Annotated in this window: 19 protein-coding genes and 1 pseudogene; 14 read left to right on the forward strand and 6 right to left on the reverse strand. The window is 68.8% G+C overall.

What is annotated here, in order from left to right; translation table 11 throughout:
* Positions 1 to 279 precede the first annotated feature (279 nt).
* The 5 genes from ACFYQ6_RS15490 (at position 280) to ACFYQ6_RS15510 (ending at position 7,056) form a co-directional block, all read left to right on the forward strand.
* The gene (locus ACFYQ6_RS15490) at positions 280 to 3,030 is read left to right on the forward strand and encodes an AAA family ATPase (RefSeq protein ID WP_388763297.1); all 2,751 of its coding nucleotides are present in this window, start codon (positions 280 to 282) and stop codon (positions 3,028 to 3,030) included.
* Positions 3,031 to 3,132: 102 nt separating this feature from the next.
* Complete coding sequence (locus ACFYQ6_RS15495; protein WP_388763299.1) at positions 3,133 to 3,933, forward strand: alpha/beta fold hydrolase; 801 nt, start codon at positions 3,133 to 3,135, stop codon at positions 3,931 to 3,933.
* An 87-nt stretch (positions 3,934 to 4,020) separates the two neighbouring features.
* On the forward strand, positions 4,021 to 5,274 hold the full coding sequence (locus ACFYQ6_RS15500; protein WP_388763301.1) for an extracellular solute-binding protein: 1,254 nt from the start codon (positions 4,021 to 4,023) through the stop codon (positions 5,272 to 5,274).
* Between the two features lie 207 nt (positions 5,275 to 5,481).
* Positions 5,482 to 6,507, forward strand: coding sequence for a helix-turn-helix domain-containing protein (locus ACFYQ6_RS15505; protein ID WP_361575928.1), 1,026 nt, complete (start codon positions 5,482 to 5,484; stop codon positions 6,505 to 6,507).
* 123 nt (positions 6,508 to 6,630) lie between these two features.
* Positions 6,631 to 7,056, forward strand: a complete 426-nt coding sequence (locus ACFYQ6_RS15510) for an SsgA family sporulation/cell division regulator (RefSeq protein ID WP_361575925.1) — start codon at positions 6,631 to 6,633, stop codon at positions 7,054 to 7,056.
* A gap of 776 nt (positions 7,057 to 7,832) precedes the next feature.
* On the opposite strand, the gene ACFYQ6_RS15515 is transcribed toward ACFYQ6_RS15510, so the two are convergent.
* Positions 7,833 to 8,954 carry a cellulase family glycosylhydrolase gene (locus tag ACFYQ6_RS15515; protein WP_388763303.1) on the reverse strand — a complete coding sequence of 374 codons (1,122 nt, stop codon included), beginning with the start codon at positions 8,952 to 8,954 and terminating at the stop codon, positions 7,833 to 7,835.
* 979 nt (positions 8,955 to 9,933) lie between these two features.
* Between ACFYQ6_RS15515 and ACFYQ6_RS15520 the strand changes: the two genes are divergently transcribed.
* The 5 genes and pseudogenes from ACFYQ6_RS15520 to ACFYQ6_RS15540 form a co-directional block, all read left to right on the forward strand.
* Positions 9,934 to 10,233, forward strand: coding sequence for a cellulose binding domain-containing protein (locus tag ACFYQ6_RS15520; protein WP_361575919.1), 300 nt, complete (start codon positions 9,934 to 9,936; stop codon positions 10,231 to 10,233).
* 249 nt (positions 10,234 to 10,482) lie between these two features.
* The gene (locus ACFYQ6_RS15525) at positions 10,483 to 11,448 is read left to right on the forward strand and encodes an ROK family protein (protein ID WP_388763304.1); all 966 of its coding nucleotides are present in this window, start codon (positions 10,483 to 10,485) and stop codon (positions 11,446 to 11,448) included.
* 102 nt (positions 11,449 to 11,550) lie between these two features.
* Positions 11,551 to 12,744: a mannose-6-phosphate isomerase, class I gene (gene manA / locus ACFYQ6_RS15530; RefSeq protein ID WP_388763306.1), complete on the forward strand. Its 1,194-nt coding sequence runs from the start codon at positions 11,551 to 11,553 to the stop codon at positions 12,742 to 12,744.
* Positions 12,745 to 13,033: 289 nt separating this feature from the next.
* A complete protein-coding gene (locus ACFYQ6_RS15535) occupies positions 13,034 to 13,537 on the forward strand; it encodes a hypothetical protein (protein WP_388763307.1) in 504 nt (167 codons plus the stop codon).
* Positions 13,538 to 13,757: 220 nt separating this feature from the next.
* Positions 13,758 to 13,937 (forward strand): annotated as a pseudogene (locus ACFYQ6_RS15540) (IS5/IS1182 family transposase); the annotation flags it as partial.
* A gap of 237 nt (positions 13,938 to 14,174) precedes the next feature.
* Here ACFYQ6_RS15540 and ACFYQ6_RS15545 read toward each other — a convergent pair.
* Together ACFYQ6_RS15545 and ACFYQ6_RS15550 are read right to left on the reverse strand one after the other, a co-directional pair.
* Positions 14,175 to 15,203, reverse strand: coding sequence for a LacI family DNA-binding transcriptional regulator (locus ACFYQ6_RS15545; protein WP_361575907.1), 1,029 nt, complete (start codon positions 15,201 to 15,203; stop codon positions 14,175 to 14,177).
* Positions 15,200 to 17,599, reverse strand: coding sequence for a glycoside hydrolase family 2 protein (locus ACFYQ6_RS15550; protein ID WP_361575904.1), 2,400 nt, complete (start codon positions 17,597 to 17,599; stop codon positions 15,200 to 15,202). The genes ACFYQ6_RS15545 and ACFYQ6_RS15550 overlap by 4 nt, the downstream gene beginning before the upstream one ends.
* 267 nt (positions 17,600 to 17,866) lie before the next feature.
* Between ACFYQ6_RS15550 and ACFYQ6_RS15555 the strand changes: the two genes are divergently transcribed.
* The 4 genes from ACFYQ6_RS15555 to ACFYQ6_RS15570 all read left to right on the forward strand — a co-directional run bounded on the left by ACFYQ6_RS15555 (position 17,867) and on the right by ACFYQ6_RS15570 (position 21,587).
* Positions 17,867 to 19,186, forward strand: coding sequence for an ABC transporter substrate-binding protein (locus ACFYQ6_RS15555; protein WP_388763310.1), 1,320 nt, complete (start codon positions 17,867 to 17,869; stop codon positions 19,184 to 19,186).
* A gap of 93 nt (positions 19,187 to 19,279) precedes the next feature.
* Complete coding sequence (locus ACFYQ6_RS15560) at positions 19,280 to 20,254, forward strand: sugar ABC transporter permease (RefSeq protein WP_361575898.1); 975 nt, start codon at positions 19,280 to 19,282, stop codon at positions 20,252 to 20,254.
* Positions 20,251 to 21,135 carry a carbohydrate ABC transporter permease gene (locus tag ACFYQ6_RS15565; protein ID WP_388763312.1) on the forward strand — a complete coding sequence of 295 codons (885 nt, stop codon included), beginning with the start codon at positions 20,251 to 20,253 and terminating at the stop codon, positions 21,133 to 21,135. Before ACFYQ6_RS15560 ends, ACFYQ6_RS15565 begins: the two co-directional genes overlap by 4 nt.
* Before the next feature lie 233 nt (positions 21,136 to 21,368).
* The gene (locus tag ACFYQ6_RS15570; RefSeq protein ID WP_388763314.1) at positions 21,369 to 21,587 is read left to right on the forward strand and encodes a hypothetical protein; all 219 of its coding nucleotides are present in this window, start codon (positions 21,369 to 21,371) and stop codon (positions 21,585 to 21,587) included.
* A 556-nt stretch (positions 21,588 to 22,143) separates the two neighbouring features.
* Here ACFYQ6_RS15570 and ACFYQ6_RS15575 read toward each other — a convergent pair.
* Genes ACFYQ6_RS15575 through ACFYQ6_RS15585 form a run of 3 tightly spaced genes read right to left on the reverse strand, consistent with a single transcriptional unit; the run spans position 22,144 to position 25,190 of the window.
* Positions 22,144 to 22,920: a fumarylacetoacetate hydrolase family protein gene (locus ACFYQ6_RS15575; RefSeq protein WP_361575889.1), complete on the reverse strand. Its 777-nt coding sequence runs from the start codon at positions 22,918 to 22,920 to the stop codon at positions 22,144 to 22,146.
* 12 nt (positions 22,921 to 22,932) lie between these two features.
* Positions 22,933 to 24,444, reverse strand: a complete 1,512-nt coding sequence (locus ACFYQ6_RS15580) for a sensor histidine kinase (RefSeq protein WP_388763316.1) — start codon at positions 24,442 to 24,444, stop codon at positions 22,933 to 22,935.
* Positions 24,441 to 25,190 (reverse strand): response regulator transcription factor, encoded by a 750-nt coding sequence (locus ACFYQ6_RS15585; RefSeq protein ID WP_361575883.1) that lies wholly within the window; start codon positions 25,188 to 25,190, stop codon positions 24,441 to 24,443. The genes ACFYQ6_RS15580 and ACFYQ6_RS15585 overlap by 4 nt, the downstream gene beginning before the upstream one ends.
* Between the last annotated feature and the right edge of the window lie 50 nt (positions 25,191 to 25,240).

Genomic DNA, 25,240 nt, shown 5'->3' on the forward strand with positions numbered 1-25,240 from the left:
TCCGTCTCGGGGTCCAGGGCCCGGCCCCGACATCGTCGTCGGCCGCTGTCGCCCGCTCGCTCCACAGACCCGTGGAGGAGAAGGGCTCGCCCGCCCGAAGTCCGTCGTCGGTCGCGGGGCGGCAGGTGTCTCGCCCGGTGCGCCGGCAGCGACAGGAAGGTCTCCGACATGGCTCGTGCGCGTGGCTTCGCGGGCCCGGCCCGCTCCGGCCGGTTGCCACGCGCCGTGCACGGTGTGCGCCCGGCTCCGGCCGACGCGCGTGAACAGGGAGAGGCGTGAGTGGCGAGTAGGGGCGCGTCGCTGTCCCGTGCCGGCCTGCGCGGTCGCGAGACGGAGCTCGGACAACTGAGCGCACTGATCGCCTCGGTGGCGCGCACCGGCAGCGGCGGACTGGCCCTGATCCAGGGCGAGCCCGGCATCGGGAAGAGCACGCTCCTCACCGAAGCCGTCACCCGGGCGACGGCGGCGGGATACTCGGTGGGTCACGGCAAGGCCGACGAGCTGCATCACATCGTGCCCCTCTCGTCGTTGGCGGCCTGCGTGATGCGGGGTGATCGGCCGCTGCTGTCCGACGGCACGTTCGCCGATCTCGCACGCAGTCACGACCAGCGGATCTGGCTGGTCGAGCGCCTGGCGGAAGCGATCGAGGCGAGGGCGGGCGAGACGCCGGTGTTGATCGCCCTGGACGACGTGCAGTGGAGCGACCCGCTGAGCCGGTTCGCCCTGAAGCAGCTCCCGGCACGCCTGCGGACCTCGCCCGTCCTCTGGGCGCTGACCGGACGGCTGGAACCCGCCGGTCCGGCGGAAGAGATCCTCGCAGCGGCGGCCGGCGAACTCCCCACGCTGAGTGTGCCGTTGGGACCGCTGTCCGGTGCGGCCATCGGCCAGCTGGCCGGGGACGCCCTGGGGACGGCCCTCGACGAGCGGCTGACCAGCCTGCTCGGCGGGGCAGGCGGGAACCCGTTCCTGGCGGTCGAGATGCTCACCGGACTGCGGACCGTCGAATCGGCCTCGGGTGAACTCGTTCCGCAGGGGCTCGTGGTGGGCGTGCGCGGCAGACTCCGGTCCCTGCTGCCCGGCACCCTGCGTTTCCTGCAGATGGGCGCGGTGTGCGGGCGCAGGTTCGGCTTCCACGAAGCCGCCGCGCTGTGCGGCCGGCCGACCACCGATCTGATACCGGAGCTGGAGGAGGCGGTGCGAGCGGGAATCCTGGACGACGACGGCGATCATCTCGTCTTCCGGCACGACCTGCTGCGCCAGGCCGTCTACGTCGACATCCCGCCGTCAGCGCGGAAGGCCCTGCACCGAGAGGCCGCCGGCCTGCTCGTCGCCGCGGGCCACCCGCCGATCGACGTGGTGCCGCATCTCCTCAAGGGTGCCGTCCCCGGGGACGAGGAAGCTGTGGCGCTGCTGCGGAGAGCCGCTGAGGACGTGCTCCCGGTCACTCCGGACCTCGCGGCCGACCTGATGACGCGTGCCCTCGACATGGTTCCGGCCGCACGGCCGCTGCGCCTCGCCCTGGGTGAGCAGGCGATCGTCTGCTTGACGCGGGCCGGCAGGCACAGGGAGGCGCTGTCGACCGGCGACCGGCTCCTGGCCGGCAGGCCACCGCTGCAGGCGTTCAGCCGGCTTCAGGCCGCCCTCGGGGGGACGCTGTGGAACATGGATCTCGCCGACGAGCTGCGCGGCCGGGCCGATGCCACCCTCGCGATCGGGGGCGCCGACCCGGAGATCGCGGCGCGGCTGGCCGCCCTGCGTGCGCTGGCCCTCTCCCGGGACCGCGATCTCGTCGCGGCGCGTGAGGCCGGCGCGGCGGCGCTGCGGGCCGCCACATCGACCGGTGACCGGGAGGCGCACGTCCTGGCCCTGTCCGCGCTCGGCGAGATCGCGCTGAACGCCGGTGAGAACGCCGTCGCACGGGGCCACTTCACCGCGCTCAGCGCCGTCGACGCCGCTTTCCTCCCCGAGGAGATCGTCGCGCACCAGCACACGGACGACTTCGGCTCCAGCGAACGGCTGCTCCTTCAGGCGGCGGACGGCGCGGGGTCGTTGCGTCCCGCCATGCTGCTGTGGGCACAGGCCCAGCACCATCTGGGGCTCGGCAGGCTCGACGACGCCGACGCCGGGTTCACGACGCTGGAGCGCCTGGAGGACGACGTGCAGGTCTTCGTCCAGCAGGTGAACGCCCGTGTGATCCGCTCCCGGATCGCCCTCCTGCGCGACGACCGGGACGCGGCACGGCAGCACCTGGTCGCGGCGCGGGAAGCGCTGACAGCCAAGCCGAATCCGGGCAACACGGCCGCGGTGCGCTTCCTGGAGGCGCTCCACGCCGAGGCCGACGGCGACGTACGGCAGGCCACCGTCAAGATCCGGCAGGTTCAGCGGACGGGCCCCTTCATGCGCTGGCGGCTGCTGCGCGACTGGGTCGACTCCGCGATACGTATGGCCCTGCGGGACGGGGATCACGAGCTCGCCGAGGATCTGGCCGCACAGGCCGGGGCCCACGCCGGACGCAACCCGGCCGTCCCCACCGCCACGGGCATGGCGGCGCAGGCCCTCGGCCTCGTGAGGAACGACCTCTCCCTGCTGGAACGCTCGGTGGCACTGCTCGACGAGAGCCCTCGCCCGTTGGTCCGCGCCTTCGCCCACGCCGACCTCGGACAGGCGCTCCTGACCGCGGGCCAGAGGCCCCAGGCCGTGGCCGCCCTGACCCGGGCCCATGGCACGTTCACCGCGTCAGGCGCCTCCGGCGCCGCCGCACGCGTACGGCGTGATCTGGACCGCGCGGGAAGCGGCAGCCACAGGACGGCGGCCACCCGGCGCCCGGTCCAGGGGTGGCAGGCCCTCACCGCCTCGGAGAAGAAGATCGCGCGACTGGTCTCGGCCGGCCACACCAACCGTTCGGCCGCAGACCTGCTCGTCGTCTCCCCGCACACGGTCAACACGCATCTGACGTCCGTCTTCCGCAAGCTGGAGGTCAACTCCCGGGTCCAGCTCGCGAACGTGGTCAGGTCCTTGCCCGACAGCTGATCGGTGGAGGGTCCGTCCGTGCCGGTTGGTACGTTCACGCGATGCCACGCGGCGCCCGGGTGCGCTTGGCTGGTCCCCCGATTCCAGTCGGAGGTCACCGACATGCACGTGCCCACCCGCGTACCGCCGACCGTCGTGCTCGTGCACGGGGCGTTCACCGACGCCTCGTCATGGGCGGCGGTCGCCGGGCTCCTTCACAGCGCCGGACTGCGCGTGCGTGCCCCGGCGAACCCGCTGCGCGGCCTGCGCCAGGACTCCGCCTACATCAGGAGCGTGGTGCGCGACATCGCTGTCCCCGTCGTGCTCGTCGGACACGGCTACGGTGGTGCGGTGATCACGCACGCCGCCGCCGACAACGACAACGTCGTGGCGTTGTGCTACGTGGCGGCGTTCGGCCTCGACGCCCGCGAGTGCGTGCTGGACATCACGCGCCGTTTCGCCCCGATGCCCTCGGCATACGCGACCGTCACCGCCCCGTTGCCCGCCCGGTCCCCCGGCAGTCCGGAAAGTGAGCTGTACATCCGCAGGACACGGTTCGCGGACGTGTTCGCGGCCGACCTTCCGCCCCGCGTCAGCAGGGTGCTGGCCGTGACGCAACGCCCCATCGCGTCGAGCGCGCTGACCGGCGTGTCAGGCCCGCCCGCATGGGCCTCCAAGCCGTCGTGGTACGCCATCGCGACCGCGGACCAGCTGCTCAACCCCACCGCGCAGCACTTCATGGCACAGCGGATGGCAGCCGCCGAACACCTCCTGGACGGCTCGCACGCCGTCCTCCTGTCCCAGCCCGGCGCCGTGACGGGGATGATCCGGGAAGCCGTCGCGCACGGCTCCGCCCCCGTCGACGGCGACGAGCCTCCTGAGCAGGGAGAACACCCGATCCAGGTGAACGCCCCGAGGGCTTAGGATGCTCGGGTCGCGCCGGAACGTCACGCATCCCCCGGCCTTGCGACCGGCTTCCAGCGGCGCATCTCACTCGGTAAGGGCATCACCATGATCCGGTCGGTCACACCGCGGGCATCGCGGAACAACCGCTTCTGGAGGGCCGCAGCCGCGGCGTTGGTACTGGCTGCGACCGGATGCGGCGGTGAGGCTGACGGCGGCTCCACGGACAAGGTCACCTCGATCACGGTCCTCGACTACTACACCGACGCGGAGGAACACGCCCAGTGGGGCGAGCTGCTCGCCGCCTGCGCCGAGAAGGCCGGCACGACGGTCGAGCACACGAGTGTGCCGGGCGCTTCGCTCGTCCCCACGGTCCTTCGGCAGGCGTCGTCGGGCACCCTTCCCGACCTGTTGATGCTGGACAACCCCGACGTGCAGCAGATCGCGCGGTCCGGCGCCCTGAGTCCGCTGGACGGCTTCGGCATCGACTCCAGCGGCTTCGGCGAGGGCATCCTGTCGGCGGGAACCCATGAGGGCGAGGTCTACGGACTGGCGCCCAACGTCAGCACGATCGCGCTCTTCTACAACAAGGACATGCTCGCCCGAGCGGACGTCGCCGTGCCGAGGACGTGGGACGAACTGAAGGCGGCGGCAGCCGAGCTGACCGGCGACGGGCACTACGGCATGGCGGTCGACGCGAACGCCACCTTCGAGGGCAGCTGGCAGTTCATGCCCTTCCTGTGGTCGAACGGCGGGAACGAGGAGCGGCTGGACACCCCGCAGGCCGCGGAGGCACTCCAGTTGTGGGTCGACCTCGTGAAGAGCGGATCCATGTCACGGTCGGTGCTGAACTGGACGCAGGCGGACGTGCACGACCAGTTCGCCGCCGGCAGGACAGCCATGATGATCAACGGCCCCTGGCGCATTCCCGCCCTGCACGAGGACGAGGACCTGCGCTGGGGAGTGGCCCCCATCCCCGTCCCGCAGGCAGGGAAGACCCTCGTCACACCCCTCGGCGGGGAGGTGTGGACCATACCCAGGAGCGATTCCGGGGCACGGCAGAAGAAGGCCGCCCAGGTCCTCGCCTGCCTGAACACCCCCGCCAGCATGCTCACCCTGGCCGAACAGCACTTCACCGTGCCCTCCCGGCCCGAGGTCGCCGCCCGCTACGCCGAACAGGTCCCGTCGATGGGGGCTTTCGTCCACAGCCTCGAAGCGGCCCGTGCCCGGACCAGCGGACTCGGGGTGAAGTGGCCCGCGGCGGCAACCGGTGTATACACCGCGATCCAGCTGGCGCTCACGGGCGAGAAGACCCCGCAGGAGGCCCTGGAACGTGCACAGCAGATCGCGACCCGCTCCTGATCCGTCCTCGCACCGGTTGCACGGGAGGGCGACCCCCGCGCTGCGAGCCACGCTCGTGCGGGCCGGCCGTGGGCCGTCCCAGGACGGCGGCTTCACCCGCTCTCTCCTGGCCCGGCCAGGTGTGCGGATCTAGCGGATTCACGCGATGTGCGGAGCTCTTGCCCGGTGGCACGGTGTGCGGAAGACACCGAGCGAAGGACAGAGACCATGTTGCCGGATTCCTCGAGAGCGGAGCCCGGACAGCTCCCGGGCTCCCACTACACCACCGAGTCGCAGCCCCTCGACCGCAGGCGGGCGCACTGGCGCGAAGCGCTGGCCCGGACGTTCGGCGCCGTGGACATGACCGTCCCTGACGAGGTGCGCTCGGGCACGATACACACGGCATCGCTCGGCCGGCTCCAAGCCGTCACCGTGGACGGCGACTGCCTTTCCGCCCTGCGGACCCGCCGGCTCGTCGCGCAGGGCGGCGCGGACGACTACGTGGTCGTGAAACTGCTGGACAGGGGATCCGCGCAACTGGAGCAGGACGGCCGTACGGCGTCCCTCGGGCCGGGAGACATCTTCATCTACGACTTGGCGCGCCCGGTCCGGATGCACCTGTCCCAGGCGTTCAGGACCAAGTCCCTGCGTGTCCCCAAGGACGTGCTGGGCCTCAGCGAGTCCGACACGGTCCACGTCACGGCCTCCCCGCTCGGCGCGGATTCCCCTCTGGGCGGCCTTCTCGCTCCCCTCCTGGCCAGGCTGGTCGACAGCGCGGGAACCTATCCGCCCCGCGCCAGCGAGCTGATGGCCCGGAACGTGGTGGACCTGATCGGGGTCCTGACCGACGAGCAGCTCGACCGGGCGAGCAGGGACACGTCCGCCGGGAACAGGGCGCTCCTTCTCCAGATCCAGGCGTTCATCGACCGTCACCTGGCGGACCCCGGCCTCACCCCGCACGTGATCGCCCAGGCGCACCACATCTCGTTGCGCTACCTGCACAAGCTCTTCGAGACCGAGGACGCCACCGTGGGCCGATGGATACAGCGGCGCCGCCTGGAGGCATGCCGCCGTGAACTCGCGCGGCCCCACTGCCCTGCCATCGCCGCGGTGGCGCACCGATGCGGCTTCACCAGCGCGGCGCATTTCAGCAGGGTGTTCCGGTCCGCCTACGGGATCTCGCCGCGCGAATGGCGTGACACCCAGGCGTCGGGGCCGGGCACCCCGTCCGCCACGCGGCTGATAAGCGTCTGAGAACGGCTCTCGGTGCCTTCTCGGAACACGTCCGATGCGTCCACCGGCAAACCGCGGCCCGTGTGCGGTTCTAGGGTCGCGCGAAAGAGAAAGCCTGTTCCCGCAGCCATTGTTGAGGGTGAAATGATCCAGCCTGCTCCTACGGTCATCTACACGGCCGTGGCGCACGTCAGCGTCCCCGACGAGATGCCCGCCCCGCTGCCCGCAGAGCTGCACTACGACATCAGCGACCCCTACGCCGTGCGGCTGTCCATCGGGGGTCCTGCGACGAGACCCGTCGACTGGGTGTTCGCCCGCTCCCTGCTCGCGGGCGGCCTGGACCGGCCCACCGGTACCGGGGACGTGGTGGTGATCCCTCTGCGGCGCTGCCGTTCCGACTCCGTGCGCATCGTCCTGAGATCGGCCGCCGGCACGGCGCTGATCGACATCGCGGCATCCGTGGTCGCGGCGTTCCTGCGGCGGACCGAGGAACTCGCGCCCCCGGGAACCGAGAGCCTTCACATCGACATGGACCGTGCGCTCGCCGAGCTCACGGGCACGAGGGAGTGAGGCCCCCCGCCGCCGGGAGCAGTTCGTCGCTCCCCCTGCCGAGGGTCCGGCCCGCACGGCCCCGGCCGACGAGGCCGTGGGGCCGAAGCTCCAGGCTCCCTCGTCATCCGAGCGGCAGGAATGGCCGAATGAGCGCCTGAGGAGGTCGCCGCTGTTGTCCCGCCCCTCACGAATTCGAAGGTCGAGGGGCCTACACGGGTTCCGAGGGTGCGCGGCGTTTCCGGCCCGGCCCATCAGACTCTTGGACCAACTGTCGGTGCGCACCCGTGCAGTCTCGTGCGGGTAGAGGAACGGGCTGATCCTGGTGCCCGCGATGAACCGATCGGCCCGGGCTCTCCCCGACGTCGAAGTCGAAGGCGAGTGCCTGCCGGAGCCGTTGACGGGGCAGACCACCGAAGCCAGCAGCGACCTGATCGACGCCTGACTCATATTCGGGAGAGCATTCCGTAGCGGAGACGTTTCGGCCCGGTCCCGTGCAGCGGCCAGAGGACGGCCACGACACGGCAAGAGGCCCCGGCAGCGGCTCAACGGCCTCCGCCGGGGCCGCGTCGCTCAGTGCGGATATCCCTGCTCGAACCTTCGCCGGCCGGTCAGCGGACTGGTGCACCGCCTCCTCGCGCACGCATCCGGCCGTCGACCGTCCGCCCGGCGGACTCGGCCGCTCTGCGAGCAGGTCGCGGTGGCAGCCCGTTCTCAGTAACCGGGCTGCCACTCTCCACGAGCAGCCGACTGATCGGGTCCGGTGTGGCCCGCCCCTCACGCACGCGCGGCTGCTGTCAGCTGTCCGCGCTGCTGCCGGCCACGACGCAGGACCGGCTGTTCTCCCAGCCCCAGCCGTCGCCGTCGGGGTCGGACGAACTTCCGCTGACGCAGTACGGGTATCCGTTGGGCGCGGTGCCGCTGCCCGGGACGACGCAGGACCGGTTGTTCTCCCAGCCCCAGCCGTCGCCGTCGGGGTCGGACGAACTTCCGTTGGCGCAGTACGGGTATCCGTTGGGCGCGGTGCCGCTGCCCGTGCCGCCACCGCCGCCGTAGATGGAGGCGGCCTCGGAGGTGGCGGCGATGCCGTTGACTCCGTTGATGAAGCGGTTGCCCCAGCTCGTCAGGGAGTTCGGGTCGAATCCGTTGGCCATGTCGAGGTACTCGACGCCACTGCCGTTGCCGCTCCAGGACCAGCCGATGTAGCCCACGCCCAGGGACTGGGCGGTTGCCATGATGGCGTCCTCGTCCGGGTTGCCGTCGCTGTGTGCGTCGCCGAACTCGCCCACGGCGATGGGCAGTCTGTTGTTGACGAAGTGGTTGAGGTAGTCCTGCACCTCGGCGGCTGTGTCGTACACGCCGTACATGTGGATCGAGAAGATGGTGTTGCGGTCGGGGTCGGACGCGAATACAGAGGCAGCGTTGGCCCTCATCGTTCCGGACCAGTCCTGGCCCCAGTTGGGGGCGTCCACCATCAGGGCGTGGTTGAGTCCGGCGCTCCGCAGCTTACTGATCGCGCTCTTGGTGGCACCGGTCCAGGCAGAAGCGTTCGTGTTGCCGTACGGCTCGTTGCCGATGTTGACGACGACGTAGTCCTCCTGCCCCTCCAGTGCGCTCTTCACGCTGATCCAGTAGTCGGCGGCCTTGTCCAGGGTGGTGGCGGCGCCGTCCTCCCCGTAGCCGGTGGTGTCGTGCACCTCCAGCACACAGATGACCTTGTTGGCTTTGCACTGCCCGATGAGACCGGAGACCTGGGAGGCACTGGTCTTCGTCCACCGGTCGCCGCTTCCGAGGACGACGCGGACGGTGTTGGCGCCCTTGGCCGCTATGTCGGCTATGGCGGTCGTCTGCTCGGGATACCAGGTGTGGGCGTGATTGATCCCGCGCATGACGAACTCGTTGCCGTTCGCCTCGACCACACGTCCGTCGCTGACACGGATGCCGTGGGCGCGGCCTGGGCCTCGCCGACGGAGGGACCGACGATCGATCCCAGCAGGCCCAGTGCGGCGGCGAACGCCATGCCCGCCGTCGTCATCAGGGTACTTCTCGGCTTTCGCATCTTCTCTCCTCGGATTTGCATGCGGGTGCGTGGCCAGGTTGAGCGGGACGAGGCCGTAGGACGGGCAACACTCACCTGACAACGATGTCTGCCGACCTTTGGGCGCGCTTGGTGAGCGCCGGGCGCACTGCGGCGCGGGTGGCACCGAGGGCAGGCTTCGCCGGTGTCGTGATGGTGGGGGTAGCGCCGGGCAACTGACGTCGTCCAGCCGCGACTTCGGCCAGATGTGGCTCGAACGAGTCGTCGCCCCACCATGAGGCACCGGGTGTTACGTCCCTGTCAATAGCGGGTTCGCGATCCGTCCACCATGCACAAAAAACCTCACAGAACTAAACCGCTAAACTTCCTGGCCAGCGCCGCTACGAACCGAACGACGTGACCCACCAGCGGAAACATGGTTTGCCGGACTGATTGACAGTCATACGGCACCGCCATACGTTCCTGATCGATAAACCGGTACAGGAGCGGCGTTCACCTCGTCGAGCCGCCGAGGCCAGCTCGCCCACCCGCCGGCCTTTCCGAGGCTGCGGCCCGCTCCCTTCGGACGAGAGAGGCGCGATGCGTACCCACCCTCACGCTCGGACCAGGCGTCCATGGCCTCCGGCATTCCTGCTCCTGGCCGCTTTGGCGGGCATCTGCCTGTGCGCCCCGTCCCGGCATCGGCCGCCGACTCCTTCGCGACACTTTGCGGCGCGCATCGACGCCCACTTCGCACGCATGGGCGACGACGGTGTCGAGCGCGCTTGGCCACCAAGAGTGGCCGCAGACCGCCCACCACTCCCTCACCCACGCCGACCCCGCCACCTCACCCACGACCGCCGCCCCATGCGAGGTCACCTATGTCCGACCGGGGGCCCACCTTCAACGCGGACGTCACGATCCACAACACCGGCACCACCGCGGTCGACCGCTGGGAGCTGTCGTTCCGCTTCCCCGGCGAGCAGACCATCACCCAGACCTGGAACGCGACCCGAACCCAGGACGGCCGGAGCGTGACCGTGACCCACCCCACCGGCTACAACACGTCCATCGCCCCACGGTCCAGCGTGAACTTCGGCTTCAGCGGTACCTCACAGACCGGTGCCTACGGCGCTCCGGCGGCCTTCACCCTGAACGGCACGGCGCGCACATCTGCCTGACACGACCCGAACACCTCGCCGGCTCAACAGCGGAGTGCGCTTGAGCCACGAAGGCCGTCCTGTGCCGTGTGCCGGCGGGTGCCGTCGGCACACGGCGTGGACGCGTCGCTCCCTCGACATGATTTCGCACCTCCATCTCCATTACTAAACCTTGACCTTAACTAAACCAAAAAGTAGACAACGTTGTCACAAGCAGTCAGAGTGTCCTCCGAAATGACGAAGCAGCTCCCCTCACGAAAGGTGTGCGACGTGACGGTGTACGGAGCACTGGACATCGGCGGCACGAAGACTGCCGGAGCGCTGGTGGACGAAGCGGGCACCGTGCTGGTGCGCGCGCAGCGGCCGACGCCGGCACAGAAGTCCGCCGAGGAACTCATGGCGGCGGTGGTCTCGGTCGTCGACGAACTGACGGCCCATCCGGTGTGGGACGAGATGACCTGCCTCGGCATCGCAAGCGCGGGTCCGGTCGACACCGCCACGGGCACGGTCAGCCCGGTCAACATTCCGGCCTGGCGGCACTTTCCGCTGGTCGACAAGGTGGCCGCCCACCCACGACTGCCGGTGGGACTGAGGCCGGTGCTGGTCGGGGACGCCGTGGCGATGGCTGCGGCGGAGCACTGGATGGGCGCGGCGCGGGGGTTCGAGAACGCGCTGTGCATGGTGGTGTCCACCGGGGTGGGTGGCGGCCTGATCCTCGACGGTCGGCTCCATACCGGCCGGACGGGGAACGCCGGCCACATCGGGCACATCACGGTCGATCTCGACGGTTCGCTGTGCCCGTGCGGTGCTCCCGGCTGCGTCGAGGGCTTCGCAAGCGGTACGGCAATAGCCGCGCACGCGCGGGCGGCCGGGTGGTCCGCGCCGGCCGGGGTGGCTCCGACCGCGGCTGCGGTCGCGGACGCGGCGCGTGCTGGGAACCCGCAGGCGCTGGGTGCCTACGAGCGGGCGGCCCAGGCACTGGCAGCGGCCATTTCGGCGTCGGCGGCGCTCGTCGAACTCGATGTCGTCGTGATCGGTGGCGGCGTGGCACAGGCCGGTGACACGCTGTTCGCTCCCTTGCGGCGGCGCATGGCCGACTACACAGTCCTCGACTTCACACGAGGGCTGCCCGTCGTGCCGGCACTCCTGGCCCTGGATGCCGGGCTGATCGGGGCGGCTGCCGTCGCCTCCTCGCAGCTTGGAACCACCGCGCTGGCGGCAGGGACACGCTCGTAGCGCGTCTCTCCGTGTCGTCAATCCGTAGCCCGTACAGCAACGCCAGGGGGCGCACCGCGGCCGTGAGGTCGGGCCGGTGACGCCCATGAGAGGGACCATCGCATGGACCGCATGATCAATACCGTTCGTCACTACAGTTGGGGCTCCGCCACAGCCATTCCGGAACTGGCCGGAGTGGAACCGGACGGGTCTCGGCAGGCCGAACTGTGGATGGGGGCACATCCGACGGCTCCTTCCCTGGTCCGGCGCCACGGGGAGCCTCAGCCCCTCGACCGGGTCATCGAGGAGGGGCCCGAAACCGAGCTGGGTGAGCCGGTTCTTCGACGCTTCGGCCCTCGCCTCCCGTTCCTGCTCAAGCTGCTGGCCGCTGAGGCACCGCTCTCACTCCAGGTGCACCCTGACCTGGCCGGGGCCACCGCCGGCTTCAAGCGGGAGAACGGGCAAGGGATCCCCCTCGACGCCCCCCAGCGCAACTATCGCGATGGCAATCACAAGCCTGAGATGATCGTCGCCCTCGGCTCGTTCGAGGGGCTCTGCGGCTTTCGCACGGCGCGGGACTGTGCCGGGCTTCTGAGTGCATTGCATCTCGACCGCATGGATCAGTACTCCGCGACGCTGCGTTCGGTACCCGAGGAATCCGCGCTCCGCCAGGTTTTCTCGGAGTTCCTGGCCGAGGGGCCCGTGCTCGTGGACGACGTCACGCGGGCCGTGGCACGCGAGGCACGCACGGCCGGCCCGTACCAAGCCGCGTTCGCGGGCTACGACTCCATCGCACGGGCGCACCCCTCTGACTCCGGGCTGTTGCCGGCCCTGATGCTCAACCACTTCCGGCTCGATCCCGGTGAAGGGCTGTTCCTCGGGGCCGGAATCCCACATGCCTACATACGGGGCCTGGGAGTGGAGGTCATGGCGGGTTCGGACAACGTGCTGCGTTGCGGGCTGACGTCCAAGCACGTGGACTCCGAGGAACTCCTCCGTGTGATTGCGTTCTCGGCCACTCCCGTACGCACCCTGCGGCCCACCGCTACGGACAGTGGCGAAGAAGTGTTCGCCACCCCTGTGGACGACTTCCGGCTGTCCGTCGTCCGCCCCGGCTACCACCGGGAAGCCGTGACGCTTGGTTTCGTTGCCCCGCAGATCCTCCTCTGCACAGCCGGCACGGTCTCCGTCATCGGTCCGGAGGGCGAGATCGCGTTGCCCGTCGGCAGCTCCGTGTACGCGCCTGCCGGCGAGCCCGTGACGGTGGCCGGAAATGGGACGGTCTACCGTGCCACCGTGGACGTGAGCTTCCCATGACGCGGTCAGGGACCCTTTAGCGACTTACAGGGGCGTACGCCGGTGCGTGCTGTTCGGGTGGGAGCACTGCGGAGCATCTGCGCCCTGATTGCACGCCCTGTTCGGTGGGATGCGGCAGGAGCAGTGCCACAGCCACATGCCAGTGCCAAGCTGCGACGCTCTGATTTTCGCAGGTAACTGCGCCGCAGCACGGCGGACAGGAATGAGGGACCGCATGTTCCAGTCCATACGGGCCAAGCCCCGCTTGAGGTCTCGGTTGACCGCCGCGTTGGCGGTCGTGTGTCTCTTGATGGGCGGAGTGCTGGTCGCGGCGCCGGCCCACGGCGCTCCCAGCGGGCTTCTCGACGTGACCTGCACGGTGCCCAGTAGTGAGGCGACCACCTACAGCCCTCCGCTCAGCCTCACCCCGCAGACCGTGGCGTTCTCCTCCACCGTTCAGTACGGTCCCTGTGTCTCGCTCAGCCACCCCGACGTGACGTCCGGCTCCCGCTCTCTGCAGGCCAACGTTCCCAACCGGACGTGCCTGGCCCTCCTGGAGACCGCCCCCTCGAACTACACGATTACCTGGAACACCGGCCAGACCAGCACGATCACCGGCAACCGAACTGCCACCGTCGTCGGCGCCACCCTCGTCGTGACCGTCACCGGCAACGTCACCTCCGGGCTCTTCAACGGTGACACCGTGGTCCAGACCAGCATCGGCCCGGCCACCGACATCCTCGCCTGCACCCTCGGCCTCGGCACAGTCGCCAGCGTCTACTCGACCGTCACCCTCGAAATCACCTCGCTCTAACCCCGTAGCAACACCGACAGGCTCGGTCTACGCACAAGCACACGACGGCACCATCGCCCACTGACGGACGGAACCCCCGAAGGGGGCCTTCACCCCCAAGGAGCGCGCCCGTGCCGGAGGCAACTGCAAAGCTACATCGATGGGATCGTAGGCTGCCGGCCGTGGTGGGGATGGTTGAGCGGCTTGCGCCGGATGCGTTGTGGGAGTTGTTCCAGCGGGTGGTGCCGGAGGCGCCGTCGCGGCCGCAGGGTGGTGGTCGCCGGCCCCAGCCGGGAAGCGGGCGGTGAACTCCTCTCACGCCAAGTGGCGGCTCCAGCGCAAACTACGTTGCAGCACCACCCGCATCGTCAAAGCCGTCCTGGCCTTGCACCTCGCCACGGCAGCCCGAATCGTCCTCTGAGCTGCCTGATATCCCTGTCGGCCCACGTCCGGATGCCGGCACGGGTGAGCGCTTCGATGATGCCGTGGGTGCGTGCGGCCTCGATGTCGTGGACGGCACAGGCAACCCTCGGTTGTCCCGTCAGTGCCGGGACACGAGCAGCGCGAGGGTGACTCCGAACCGGACAAGAGCGCCGCAAAGAGGTCGAGGCCGTGCCCCGGAGTTCAGGGGACACGGCCTCGGCCGATCCGCAATGGCCTACTGCTGCGGCGCCGGTGCGGTGGATCCCCTAGGAGTGAGTGTAGGAGTCGGGACCTGGAGGGCTCCGGTGGGCGTGCCCCCTATCAGAGCGAAGAGGGACCGAGCAACCTCCGCACCGAAGTGGTGAACATCGTGGCTCATGGCGGACAGTGGCGGGTGGGTGATCCGGCACAGGTGGGAATCGTCCCAGGCGAGCAGAGAGAGGTCGTCCGGGACCACGAAGCCCATCTCCGCCGCGACTCCCGCGCCGGCGACCGCCATGATGTCGTTGTCATAAATGATGGCGGTAGGGCGTTCCCCCGCCAGGAGGAGTGCGCGGGTCGCACGCGCCCCTTCCTTCCCGTCGAAGCCGGTCGCTATCTGGTGTCCTTCCTCCAGTCCGAGCTCACGCACCGTCGCGGCAAAGGCTGCCGTCCGGATCGCGCTGTGCCCGAACTCGGCTGGACCGCCGACCCGCGCCAGCCGCCGGTGGCCGAGCGCGGCCAGGTAGCGGACGGCCTCAGCTGTCGCCGTGGCATCGTCGGTCCACACTGCGGGGAAGGATCCTGTGAGTGACGGGTGTCCGACCGCAACCGCGGGCAGACCTACTGCCTGAAGCGCCGGAACCCGCGCGTCGTCCTCCTTGAAGTCGACCAGGACGGCGCCGGCGATCGTCTGGCTGCGCCACCACGTCTTGTACACGTCGATCTCTTCGTCGACATCGCGCACCAGCCGCAGAAGCAGCGAACACGACCGTTCGGCCAGCACGCTCTCGATGCCGGAGATGAAGTCCATGTAGAACGGTTCCAGGCCCAGCAGCCGGGCCGGCCGGCACAGGGCCAGCCCGATGATGTCGACTCGCTGACTGGAGAGGCTGCGTGCTGTCTGATTCGGCGCCCAGCTCAGCTCCCGCGCGGCTGCGAAGATGCGCTCGCGCGTGGTATCCGATACGCCCCGTTTGTTGTTGAACGCCAACGAGACGGCACCCTTGGAGACGCCAGCTCGGGCCGCGACGTCCTTGATGGTGATGCGTGCCGGACCGGTCACTTGGTATCCGCGCAGTACAAGGCGGACCGCGCGTCCTCCGCGCTGATCTCGCCACAGCCGTCGACCCGGATCCGTACCTGCTCTCCGGGGAGCAGGGTGGTGAGACCGCGGTCGGCGGCGGCGCTGGGGCTCAGCCGGTCTGCCTGAAGCAGGAGGTCCCTGACGAGGGTGTGTGCGTCAACCACGATGTCCACCTTACCTTCGCTGCCCGTGACCGTCTCCACCTCGACGGCGAAGGACGGCTGGGCGTAGGCGAACTCCTTGTCGGGCACAGGGAAGTGCGTGGCCCGCAGGCCGTCGGCGTCGGCGACGAGGAACTCCTTGGCGCTGCGCTCGTCCGGCACCAGCTCGGCGGGAACCGGCAGCCGCGCGACGGAACGCGCGGCTACGGTCACCTCGTGCGTGCCTTGGCTGACTGTGGCACCGTCGGCTTCGAGGCGGCGCAGTGTCACCGTGGTGCGCCATTCGGTGGGGGCCTGGTTGATGGCTGCGAGGACGAGGCCCTCGTCGCTGGGCTGCAGGGTCAGCAGCCGGTCCGCGTAGACACGGCGCAGCTCGTGGTGGAGCGGCTTGAGGCGGCCGTCCCCGTCGATCGCGGCCCAGGAGCTCACCGGCCAGCAGTCGTTGAGCTGCCAGACCACGGTGCCGGCACATGTCGGCCAGTGGGAGCGCCAGTGCTCGATGCCTGCGGCGACGGCACGGGCCTGGACGACCTGGGTCAGGTAGTGCCACCGGTCGAAGTCGCCCTCGGGCAGGGTGAAGTGGCGGGCGACGCCGCGGTTGAGCTTGCCGTTGCCGTCCTCGGCCTTCTGGTGGTGCAGCATGCCCGGGGAGTCGGGGGCCAGCACCTCGTTCGGAAGCGCGCGTTGGAGGGTGGCCATCGCCGGGGGGGCCTGCCATCCGAACTCGGCGACGAACCGGGGAACGTTCGCGCGGTATTCGGCGTAGTCCTGGCGGTTCCACACTTCCCAGGAGTGATAAGTGCCGTGGTCCGGGTCGTTCGGGTGGTGGTCCCACGTTCCGGACCAGGGGCTGCCTGCGGCATAGTGCCGGGTGGGGTCGAGTTCGGCGACCAGACGGGGCAGCAGACCCAGGTAGTAGCCCTCGCCCCACGAGTCGCCCGCGAGGCCGGGCTCCCAGTCCCAGTCGCGGAAGCCCCAGAGGTTCTCGTTGTTGCCGTTCCACAGGACCAGGCTGGGGTGCGGCATCAGTCGGACAACGTTGTCGCGCGCCTCTGCCTCGATCTCTCCTCGCAGCGGCTGCTCCTCCGGGTAGGCGGCGCAGGCGAAGAGGAAGTCCTGCCAGACCATCAGCCCGAGCTCGTCGCAGACGTCGTAGAACGCTTCGTCCTCGTAGATGCCGCCGCCCCAGATGCGCACAAGGTCGACGTTGGCGTCAGCGGCCTGGCCGAGCCGGGTGCGGTAGCCCTCCGGCGTGACGCGGGAGGGGAACACATCGTCGGGGATCCAGTTGACCCCCCGGGCGAACACGCGCTCGCCGTTGACGACCAAGGTGAAACCCGAGCCCCGCGCGTCGGCCGTGCGGTCCAGTTCGATGGTGCGGAAGCCGATGCGCCGGTGCCAGGTGTCCAGCTGCCCCTCATGGTCGGACAGAGTGACGTCGAGGTCGTACAGCGGCTGGTCACCGTATCCGCGCGGCCACCAGAGCTGTGGCGCGTCGACCGACAGGCGCAGCACGGCTTCGTCGCCCTCGAAGCGGACTTCTGCCGTTTCGCCGGCCACTGTGGCGCGAGCCAGCAGGCTCGCGTTCGCACCTCCGGTGGTGCGCTCGACCTGCAGTCTGACCTCGACGCTTCCCGTGGCTTCGTCGACGGTGACGAGCGGCCGTACGGACGCGAGGCGCGCCGTCGACCAGTGCTCCAGCCGTACGGGCCGCCAGATGCCCGCGGTGACGAGGGTCGGCCCCCAGTCCCAGCCGAAGCTGCTGGCCATCTTCCGGATGTACTGGAACGGCTCGGGGTAGACGTTGGGCCGGTCTCCGGTGATCGCCCGTACCGCTTCGGCCTCTGTGTAGGCGGAGGCGAAGTTCACCTCCAGCCTGCCGGCGAGCCCCGTGACGTCGAACCGGTAGGTGCGGTGCATGTTCCGGGTCGCTCCCACCTCCCGTCCGTCGAAGGTGATCCGCGCAGCGGTGTCCAGGCCCTCGAAGACGAGGTCGGTGCGCTCGTGCCGACTGTCGTGAAGCACGTCGGTGGCATAGGTCCACGAACGCCGTCCGACCCAGGCGACCTCGGCCTCGTTCAGCTCCAGGAACGGATCCGGAATGACTCCGGCGGCGAGCAGATCCGTGTGGACGCAGCCCGGGACCTGAGCGGGGAGCTGATCCTGCCCGTGACGCAGGGTCCAGCCATCGGTAAGCGGGGTGACGTCTTTCATGTGCGGCTCCAATCGCCCAGTGCGCGCGCTGGCGGATGTATGACGTCGCACAACTTAGCCCTCCACTCGATCACTGTCTATAAACCGGTCTAGTTACGGAGTCGTAACGCACTGAACACCTTCAGGCCCTCCCACCTGCACCAATGCATCGCCTGGTAACGATTAGGCATCGTCCGGGAAATGAAAGCTTTACCGGTTCACACACTGGCTGTCATAGTGCCAACATCCCACCGCAGACCTGAGCCGCCATCTGAAGGAGTTGGGCACATGGGGAAGACCAAGACGCTCGCAGGTGCACTTTTGGCCATCGCAACGCTGACCGCGACGGGCTGTAGCGGCGGAGGGGCGCCCTCGACCGAGATGGCCGAGGCCCCAGCCGACCCGGGCAAGGCGACCGGCTCCATCACGGTCCTCACCCAGCGGACGGACCTGGTCCAGAGCGGGGCCATGGACGCGTACGCGGCGGAGTTCAACAAGATCTACCCGAAGGTCAAGGTGAAGTTCGAGGGCCTGACCGACTACGAGGGCGAAGTCAAGATCCGGATGAACACCGAGGACTACGGCGACGTCCTCATGATCCCGGCCTCCGTCTCCAAGAACGACTACCCCAAGTTCTTCGCCCCCCTCGGCACCTCCATCAAGATGGCGGACAAGTACCGCTTCAGCGACAAAGCCGCCGTCAACAAAAAGGTCTACGGCATCGCCCAGTTCGGCACCGCCAACGGCTTCGTCTACAACAAGGCCCTGTGGAAGAAGGCAGGCGTCACCGCCTGGCCCACCACGCCGGACGAGTTCCTCGCCGGACTGGAGGCGATCAAGACCAAGACCGGCGCGACCCCCTACTACACCAACTTCAAGGACGGGTGGCCCCTCGTCCAGTGGACCACCAACATCGGCTCCGTCACCTGCGACAAGAACGCCACCAACAAGCTCGCCGGTCCCGTCTCCCCGTGGAAGCGGGGAAGCGAACTCCAGGTGATCGACACCCTGCTGCACGACATCGTCAAGGGAGAGCTCTCGGAGAAGGACCCCAGCACCACCAACTGGGAAGCCTCCAAGACCAAGCTCGCCAAGGGCGAGATCGGATCCATGATGGTGGGCTCCTGGTCCATCACACAGATGCAGGACGCCGCCGAGCAGGCGGGCAAGAACCCGGACGACATCGGCTACATGCCCCTCCCGGTCCTGAAGGGCGACGGCCACTGCGCCACCCTCGTCTCCGACTACCAGCAGGCCGTGAACGCCCACTCCAAGCACAAGGAGGCGGCACGGGCATGGATCGACTGGTTCACCGAGAAGTCGGGCTACTCCGCCAAGGAGGGCGCCGTCCCCACCCTCAAGTCGGCCCCGATGCCCGCCACCCTCAAGGACTTCGTTGACAACGATGTCACCTACGTGGAGCGCTCGGAGACTGGCACGGGCAAGGTCAACGACATCGACAACGCCGCCGAGATCGGGCTCAACAAGCCCGACTACCGCCAGAAGCTGATCGACATCGCCCGCGGAGCCCAGAAGGGCAGCCTCGAGGACTACTTCACCGACCTGAACAAGCGGTGGGACGAGGCAGCAAAGACCGCCGGATCCTGACCCGGCGAGGGAGGCCCCGGCCGAACGACGCCGGCCGGGGCCCACTCCCTCCCGCGCACAAGGAATCGAGACGCGGATGACGAAAGGCCCGACATGACCAAGACGACCGAGGTCGCGAGCGTGAACACGCACCGCGCAGCGACCTCCCGTCCCAGCACCAAAGCGAGCGGCACCAGTCACCCTCACGGACGCCGCGCATGGGGCCAACTGCTCCGCCGCGCGACTCCGTGGCTGTTCCTGGCAGCCCCCCTGGTACTGCTGATCACGTTCACCTACGTACCCGTGGGGAACATGATCTATTACAGCTTCACGGACTGGGACGGCATCAGCCCCGACCGGAACTTCACCGGAGCGGACAACTACGTCCAGATCTTCACCCGGCCCGAGCTCTTCCGGGTGTTCTTCGTGAGCTTCTACTACCTGGCCGCCTCCGTGGCGCAGATCGCCATCGCGCTCTACTTCGCCACAGTGCTCAGCTTCGATCTGCGGTTCCGCAACCTGTTCAAGGGCCTGCTCTTCTTCCCCTACCTCATCAACGGCGTGGCGATCGGATTCGTCTTCCTGTACTTCTTCCAGGACGGCGGAACCCTGGACTCGGTCCTGTCCTGGTTCGGAGCAGACACCGACCACGCCTGGCTGGGCGACCCCGAATCAGCGAACACCTCACTCGCCGGCGTATCCGTCTGGCGCTTCACCGGCCTGAACTTCGTCCTGTTCCTCGGCGCCATCCAGTCGATTCCCGGCGAACTCTACGAGGCCGCCCAACTCGACGGCGCGACCCGCTGGCAGCAGTTCCGCCACATCATCGCGCCGAGCATCCGGCCCGTACTGAGCCTGAGCATCATCCTGGCGATCTCTGGCTCCCTCGCCGTCTTCGAGATCCCGTACATCATGACCGGCGGCGCGACCGGCACGTCGACGTTCGTCATCCAGACGGTGAAGCTCGCCTTCCAGTTCAACAAGACCGGGCTGGCCTCGGCCGCCGCGGTGGTGCTGCTGATGATCATCCTGCTGATCACCTGGATCCAGCGCCGTCTCGTGCCCGACGAAAAGGTGGACCTCGTATGACCACGGCCCAGCAGACCGCTGCCACCCGCTCCGCGTCCGACACGCGACGCGTCCGACGCCGTGGCCGCATCGGTCAGGCGCTGATCTACCTGTCGCTCGTCATCGCCTCACTGGTGGTCCTTCTCCCGCTCAGCGTCGTCTTCCTCACGTCTCTGAAAACTTCCAAGGAAGCCTCGGACGGCGGCGCGCTGTCGCTGCCGGGCAACTGGCTGAACTTCAGCAACTACGGGACCGCGTTCTCCCACGGCGCGATGCTGACGGCCTTCGGCAACACCGCGTTCATCCTGCTGTTCTCCATCAGCGGCACCGTGATCATCGGTTCGATGACGGCCTACGCCATCGACCGCTTCCGCTTCCGGGCCAAGAAGCTCGTCATGGGCCTTTTCCTCATCGCCACCCTCGTGCCGGGGGTCACCACGCAGGTCGCCACCTTCCAGGTGGTGAACAGCTTCGGGCTGTTCGACACGCGCTGGGCCCCGATCCTGCTCTACATGGGCACCGACATCGTCTCGATCTACGTGTTCCTGCAGTTCATCCGCGGCATCCCTGTCTCGCTCGACGAAGCCGCGCGGCTGGACGGGGCGAACTCCTTCACGATCTACCGAAAGATCATCTTCCCGCTGCTCAAGCCGGCAATCGCGACCGTGGTGATCATCAAGGGGATCACCGTCTACAACGACTTCTACATCCCCTTCCTCTACATGCCCTCCCAGGAACTCGGAACGGTCTCCACCGCCCTGTTCCGGTTCAAAGGGCCGTTCGGAGCCCACTGGGAAAACATCTCGGCCGGAGCGGTTCTCGTCATCATCCCCACGCTGGTCATCTTCCTGTTCCTCCAGCGCTACATCTACAACGGCTTCGCCCAAGGCGCGACCAAGTAGAGGCTCGGGCCGTCGCCCCCATGACCGTCTGGTCAGGACCACCGTCAGCCCACTGGACACAGCAAGAGACAGTGGGCTGACCTTCCGGGGGCTGAGAGAACAACGCGGCAAGCGAGCCGGCACTGCGAACACCGCCCGCGACCGGGACCAAATCCGGGCCGCGCCCGACGAGGAGACGACCAGTTGCCTGGGCTACTTCCTATGGCACGGCACTCGGCTCCGCCTACGCGTCGATGTTCCCCGAGCACGCCGACCGGATCATGCCCGACAGCGACATCGGAGACACCCACCTCGACCGCCACGGCCTGCGCCGCTACGCGCTCGGCATGGAACAGACCCTGCCGGACTTCGCGCAATGGGCCACCCGCCGGCACGACAGCTACGGCCTGGGCCGCACCCCCGCACGGGTCCGAGCTGGACGAAACATACGTGGCAGCTCGCGCGGCTGCTGAGGAGGGGCAGAGGGATGCCCGTGCCTGAGTTGCCGTACCCCGCGCCGAGGGCCCGGCCGTGCGGCCCCAGTCGGTGGGATCCGGGGGGGGCAGACCTCCACTTCGAACGTCACCCGAGCGTCAAGAGTTTCGGAGCGAGACCTTGATGGCGTCGCCGAGGTAAGCGCCTCTCTCGTGAATCCGCAGGTCAGGAGGCTTGCGAGGGCGATCCGCCCTACCGGCCCGTTCCGCGGAGGGAAACAGGTCAAGCACCCCACCCGGTCAAAAAACCGCAGGTCAGGTGCTCTTTGCCGCAGGCTCCAGAATCGCCACGCACTCGAGATGGTGGGTCATCGGAAAGATGTCGCAGCGAGCGCAGCGGCGGAAACCGCAGGTCAAAGCGGGTATCTCGGCTCGGGAGGGGGTATCTCGGGGCCCGGAGCGTCACGGTCAACAGAGGGCCTGGACCTCGCCGGAGCGTGACGCCTGGGAGCTGGAGACGCGGTCCGCGAGTTCTTCTGCCGCCGACCGGTCGGCAGTTTGCGGTGGGCCGCGCTTCATCGAGAGCCTGTGGACGTCACAGGATGATGGTGTTGCGGAGTTCACCGATTCCTTTGATGGCGACGGTGATGCGGCTGCCGTCGTGGAGTTGGCCGGGGCTTGTCGCTGCGGGGGTCCCGGTGGTGACCAGGTCGCCGGGCACGAGTGTGGTGCGGGTGCTGATGCGCGCGATGAGGGTGGCGACGTCGAAAAGCAGGTCGGAGGTGTTGGCCTTCTGCCTCAGGTGGCCGTCGAGCGTCGCGGTCAAGGTAAGTCCGCGGGCACCGGGTGGCAGTTCGTCGGGGGTGACGAGCTGCGGTCCTACGGCAACGATGGCGGGCCGGCCATGTGCAGCGACGGTATTGACGACGGTGTACCCGGCGATGCTCTGCAGGGCTTTGGCCTCGGGGACGCGGGAGGTGTACTGGCCGATCATGACGCCGAGTTCGACGCCCCACTGGATGTCCGTTTCAGGAGTGGGACGGAGGTTGTCCCGGTCGCCGACGAGAGCGGCGAGGGGGGTTGTCAGCAGTTGAGGTATCGGCGGTTGTGGAGCGTTCAGTTCCTTGGCGCGCGTGGCGTAGTTCACGTACACCTGGTTAATGGTGGCGAGCCGTGTGGTGAGTGGTCCGGTGGCGGTCGGGGCGTGGGTGGGGGTGAGGAGTTCTCCGGGGTCGGCGGCATGGTCCTGCCAGGACTCGCCGGTGGCGAGGAGGGCGCCGACATCGGAGAAGGGCAGGAGCGTGCGGCGGTTGTTGTCCAGGCGTGCAGCGGCGGTGCGGGTGCTGGTGATACGCAGGGTGGTCAGTCTCATCGGTGAGCTTCCTCAGTGCGCGGGCAGAAGAACGCGGAAGGTGCATCCGGCTGTGGGTCGGGTGTCGAGCTCCAGGCGGCCCTGATGGGCTTCGGCGATAGCGGAGGCGATCGCGAGGCCGAGGCCGCTGCCTGGCTCGTCCGAGACTGCGGGGGCGGCTCGGTAGAAGCGGTCGAAGACGTGGCGGGCGTCGTCAGGGGTGAGACCGGGGCCGGTGTCGGCGACCTCGATCACGGCGGCGGTGGTGCCGGGGGGAAGGGCGGGGGTGGCGCTGGTGCGGCCGGGCCGTTCGACGCCTCCGGCGGCGGGGCTCGTGCCGATGGTGCCGACGCGTACGTGGATGCGTGCAGAGGCCGGGGTGTGGGCACAGGCGTTGGCCAGCAGATTGGTAACGACCTGGGCGAGCTGGTCGGCGTCGCCGACGGCTTCGACGACGTCGAGTTCCTGATCGCTGGTGTCGGCGGAGCCGGCGTGGAGAGGTTCGAGGGTGATGGCGCGCTCGGGGTGGCGTACAGCCGTGCTGGTGATGCTGTCGGCGGCCAGGGAGAGCAGGTCCACGGGTTCGGGGTGAGGTGCGGGGGCGTGGCCGAGTTTGGCGAGCAGGAAGAGGTCGTCGACCAGGCGGCTCATGCGGTTGGCGTTGGCGGCGATCAGTGCGTGGGCCTCGGTGCGGCGCTCGGCGGACATGCGGGGGTCGTCGTGGAGGAGTTCGGCGAATCCCTGGATCGCGGTGAGTGGGGTGCGCAGTTCATGTCCGGCGTCGGCCATGAATCGGCGCATCTGCCGTTCGGAGGCAGCGGTGTGGTGCAGGGCGGTGCGCAGCCGGTCGAGCATGGTGTTCAGGGCCTGCCCCAGCCGTCCGACCTCGGTGGCGGGGTCGGTGTCGGGCACGCGCAGGTTCAGGTCCCCTCCGGTGATCCGCTGCGCGGTGCCCTCGACTCGGGAAAGAGGCCGTAGACCCAGGCGCACGGCGGCGTTGCCGAGCAGGGCGACACCGGCGGCGACGACCACGCCGAGGAACGCGCTGAACCACAGCAGCTTGGTGGTGGCGCCGTCGACGGTGTCCAGGGGCAGGGCGACCACAGCGCGCATGCGGTCGGGCCCGGAATCGGTGACCACACGCCAGGTGGCACTGCCGTCGCGGGCCTCGACTGTGGCGGGATCGCCGTTGCGCAGGCTCAACTCGTTGGTGCGGGCGGGGAGGTTGGGCCCCCGGTCGTCGGTGCGGCCCAGTGAGTCGTCCATCAGGTGGCCGTCGGAGTCGTAGAAGTAGACGCGGTAGTCCGAGGGCAGGGCGTCGTCGCTCTCGGGTGTGCGTAGCCGGCCGCCGTCGGCGATGTCCTCGTAGACGCGGGTGGGCGGCCGGAAGCCGGTGAGTCGATCGTCGACCTGGTCGGTGAGCCAGGAGCGCAGCACACTCAGTCCGGCGGTCTGACACAGCAGCACGGCACAGGTCGCCAAGACGGTGGCGATGAGCACGAGACGGGTTCGCAACGAACGCGGAGGGCTTGCGCGGTTCCTCATGAGCGAGGTCTTTCGGTGCTGTCGCTGTCCGTCAGACGCAGGCAGTAGCCGACGCCACGGATCGTGTGGATCATTGGGGACGAGTTGGCGTCGATCTTGCGTCGCAGGTTCTTGATGTAGGTGTCGACGATCCGGGTGTCGCCGGCGAAGTCGTACTGCCAAACCTCCTGCAGGATCTCTCGTTTGCCGAGTACCCGTTCGGCCTGCGCCATGAGGCAGGCCAGCAGCCGGAACTCCGTCGGTGACAGCTTCAGGGGGCGGCCCGCGCGCTGGACGGTGTGGGCGTCCTCGTCCAGGACGAGGTCCGCGTAGCGCAGAGGCGGCCGGGTGCGGCCGGGCGCGGCCGGGGCCGCGGCGCGGCGCAGGATCGCGCGGATGCGCAGCAGCACCTCCTGGACGTGGAAGGGCTTGGTGACGTAGTCGTCGCCGCCGGAGCTGAGGCCGATGATCCGGTCCTCGACCTCGGTGCGGGCGGTGAGGAACAGCACCGGTGTGTACAGGCCCTGCGCGCGAAGCTGCCGGGTCAGGTCGAAGCCGTCGGCATCGGGCAGCATGACGTCCATGACGATCAGGTCGGGACGTCTGTCGCCCGCCTTGAACATGGCCTCCTGGCCGGTGATGGCCGCGACGACGGCGTATCCGGCGGCTCCCAGGGCGGAGGTGAGCAGGGTGCGGATACTGGAGTCGTCCTCGACCACGAGGATCGTGGACCGGGCCGAAGCCGGCCCGGAGACGGGGCGGGACATGTGCGGCTCACTGGGGTAGAAGGTGGTGCCGCGCGAGAGTAGCGGCACCA

The organism is Streptomyces sp. NPDC005494, assembly GCF_042872025.1.
Lineage (GTDB): Bacteria > Actinomycetota > Actinomycetes > Streptomycetales > Streptomycetaceae > Streptomyces.

Excerpts from the sequence above, each read along its gene's own strand:
- ACFYQ6_RS15565 (WP_388763312.1), top strand. The coding sequence starts at position 20,251 with ATGACCACGGCCCAGCAGACCGCTGCCACCCGCTCCGCGTCCGACACG.
- manA (WP_388763306.1), top strand. The coding sequence starts at position 11,551 with ATGGACCGCATGATCAATACCGTTCGTCACTACAGTTGGGGCTCCGCC.
- ACFYQ6_RS15575 (WP_361575889.1), bottom strand. The coding sequence starts at position 22,920 with ATGAGACTGACCACCCTGCGTATCACCAGCACCCGCACCGCCGCTGCA.
- ACFYQ6_RS15550 (WP_361575904.1), bottom strand. The coding sequence starts at position 17,599 with ATGAAAGACGTCACCCCGCTTACCGATGGCTGGACCCTGCGTCACGGG.
- ACFYQ6_RS15580 (WP_388763316.1), bottom strand. The coding sequence starts at position 24,444 with ATGAGGAACCGCGCAAGCCCTCCGCGTTCGTTGCGAACCCGTCTCGTG.
- ACFYQ6_RS15505 (WP_361575928.1), top strand. The coding sequence starts at position 5,482 with ATGTTGCCGGATTCCTCGAGAGCGGAGCCCGGACAGCTCCCGGGCTCC.
- ACFYQ6_RS15555 (WP_388763310.1), top strand. The coding sequence starts at position 17,867 with ATGGGGAAGACCAAGACGCTCGCAGGTGCACTTTTGGCCATCGCAACG.
- ACFYQ6_RS15560 (WP_361575898.1), top strand. The coding sequence starts at position 19,280 with ATGACCAAGACGACCGAGGTCGCGAGCGTGAACACGCACCGCGCAGCG.
- ACFYQ6_RS15510 (WP_361575925.1), top strand. The coding sequence starts at position 6,631 with ATGATCCAGCCTGCTCCTACGGTCATCTACACGGCCGTGGCGCACGTC.
- ACFYQ6_RS15570 (WP_388763314.1), top strand. The coding sequence starts at position 21,369 with ATGTTCCCCGAGCACGCCGACCGGATCATGCCCGACAGCGACATCGGA.
- ACFYQ6_RS15520 (WP_361575919.1), top strand. The coding sequence starts at position 9,934 with ATGTCCGACCGGGGGCCCACCTTCAACGCGGACGTCACGATCCACAAC.
- ACFYQ6_RS15535 (WP_388763307.1), top strand. The coding sequence starts at position 13,034 with ATGGGCGGAGTGCTGGTCGCGGCGCCGGCCCACGGCGCTCCCAGCGGG.
- ACFYQ6_RS15500 (WP_388763301.1), top strand. The coding sequence starts at position 4,021 with ATGATCCGGTCGGTCACACCGCGGGCATCGCGGAACAACCGCTTCTGG.
- ACFYQ6_RS15495 (WP_388763299.1), top strand. The coding sequence starts at position 3,133 with ATGCACGTGCCCACCCGCGTACCGCCGACCGTCGTGCTCGTGCACGGG.
- ACFYQ6_RS15585 (WP_361575883.1), bottom strand. The coding sequence starts at position 25,190 with ATGTCCCGCCCCGTCTCCGGGCCGGCTTCGGCCCGGTCCACGATCCTC.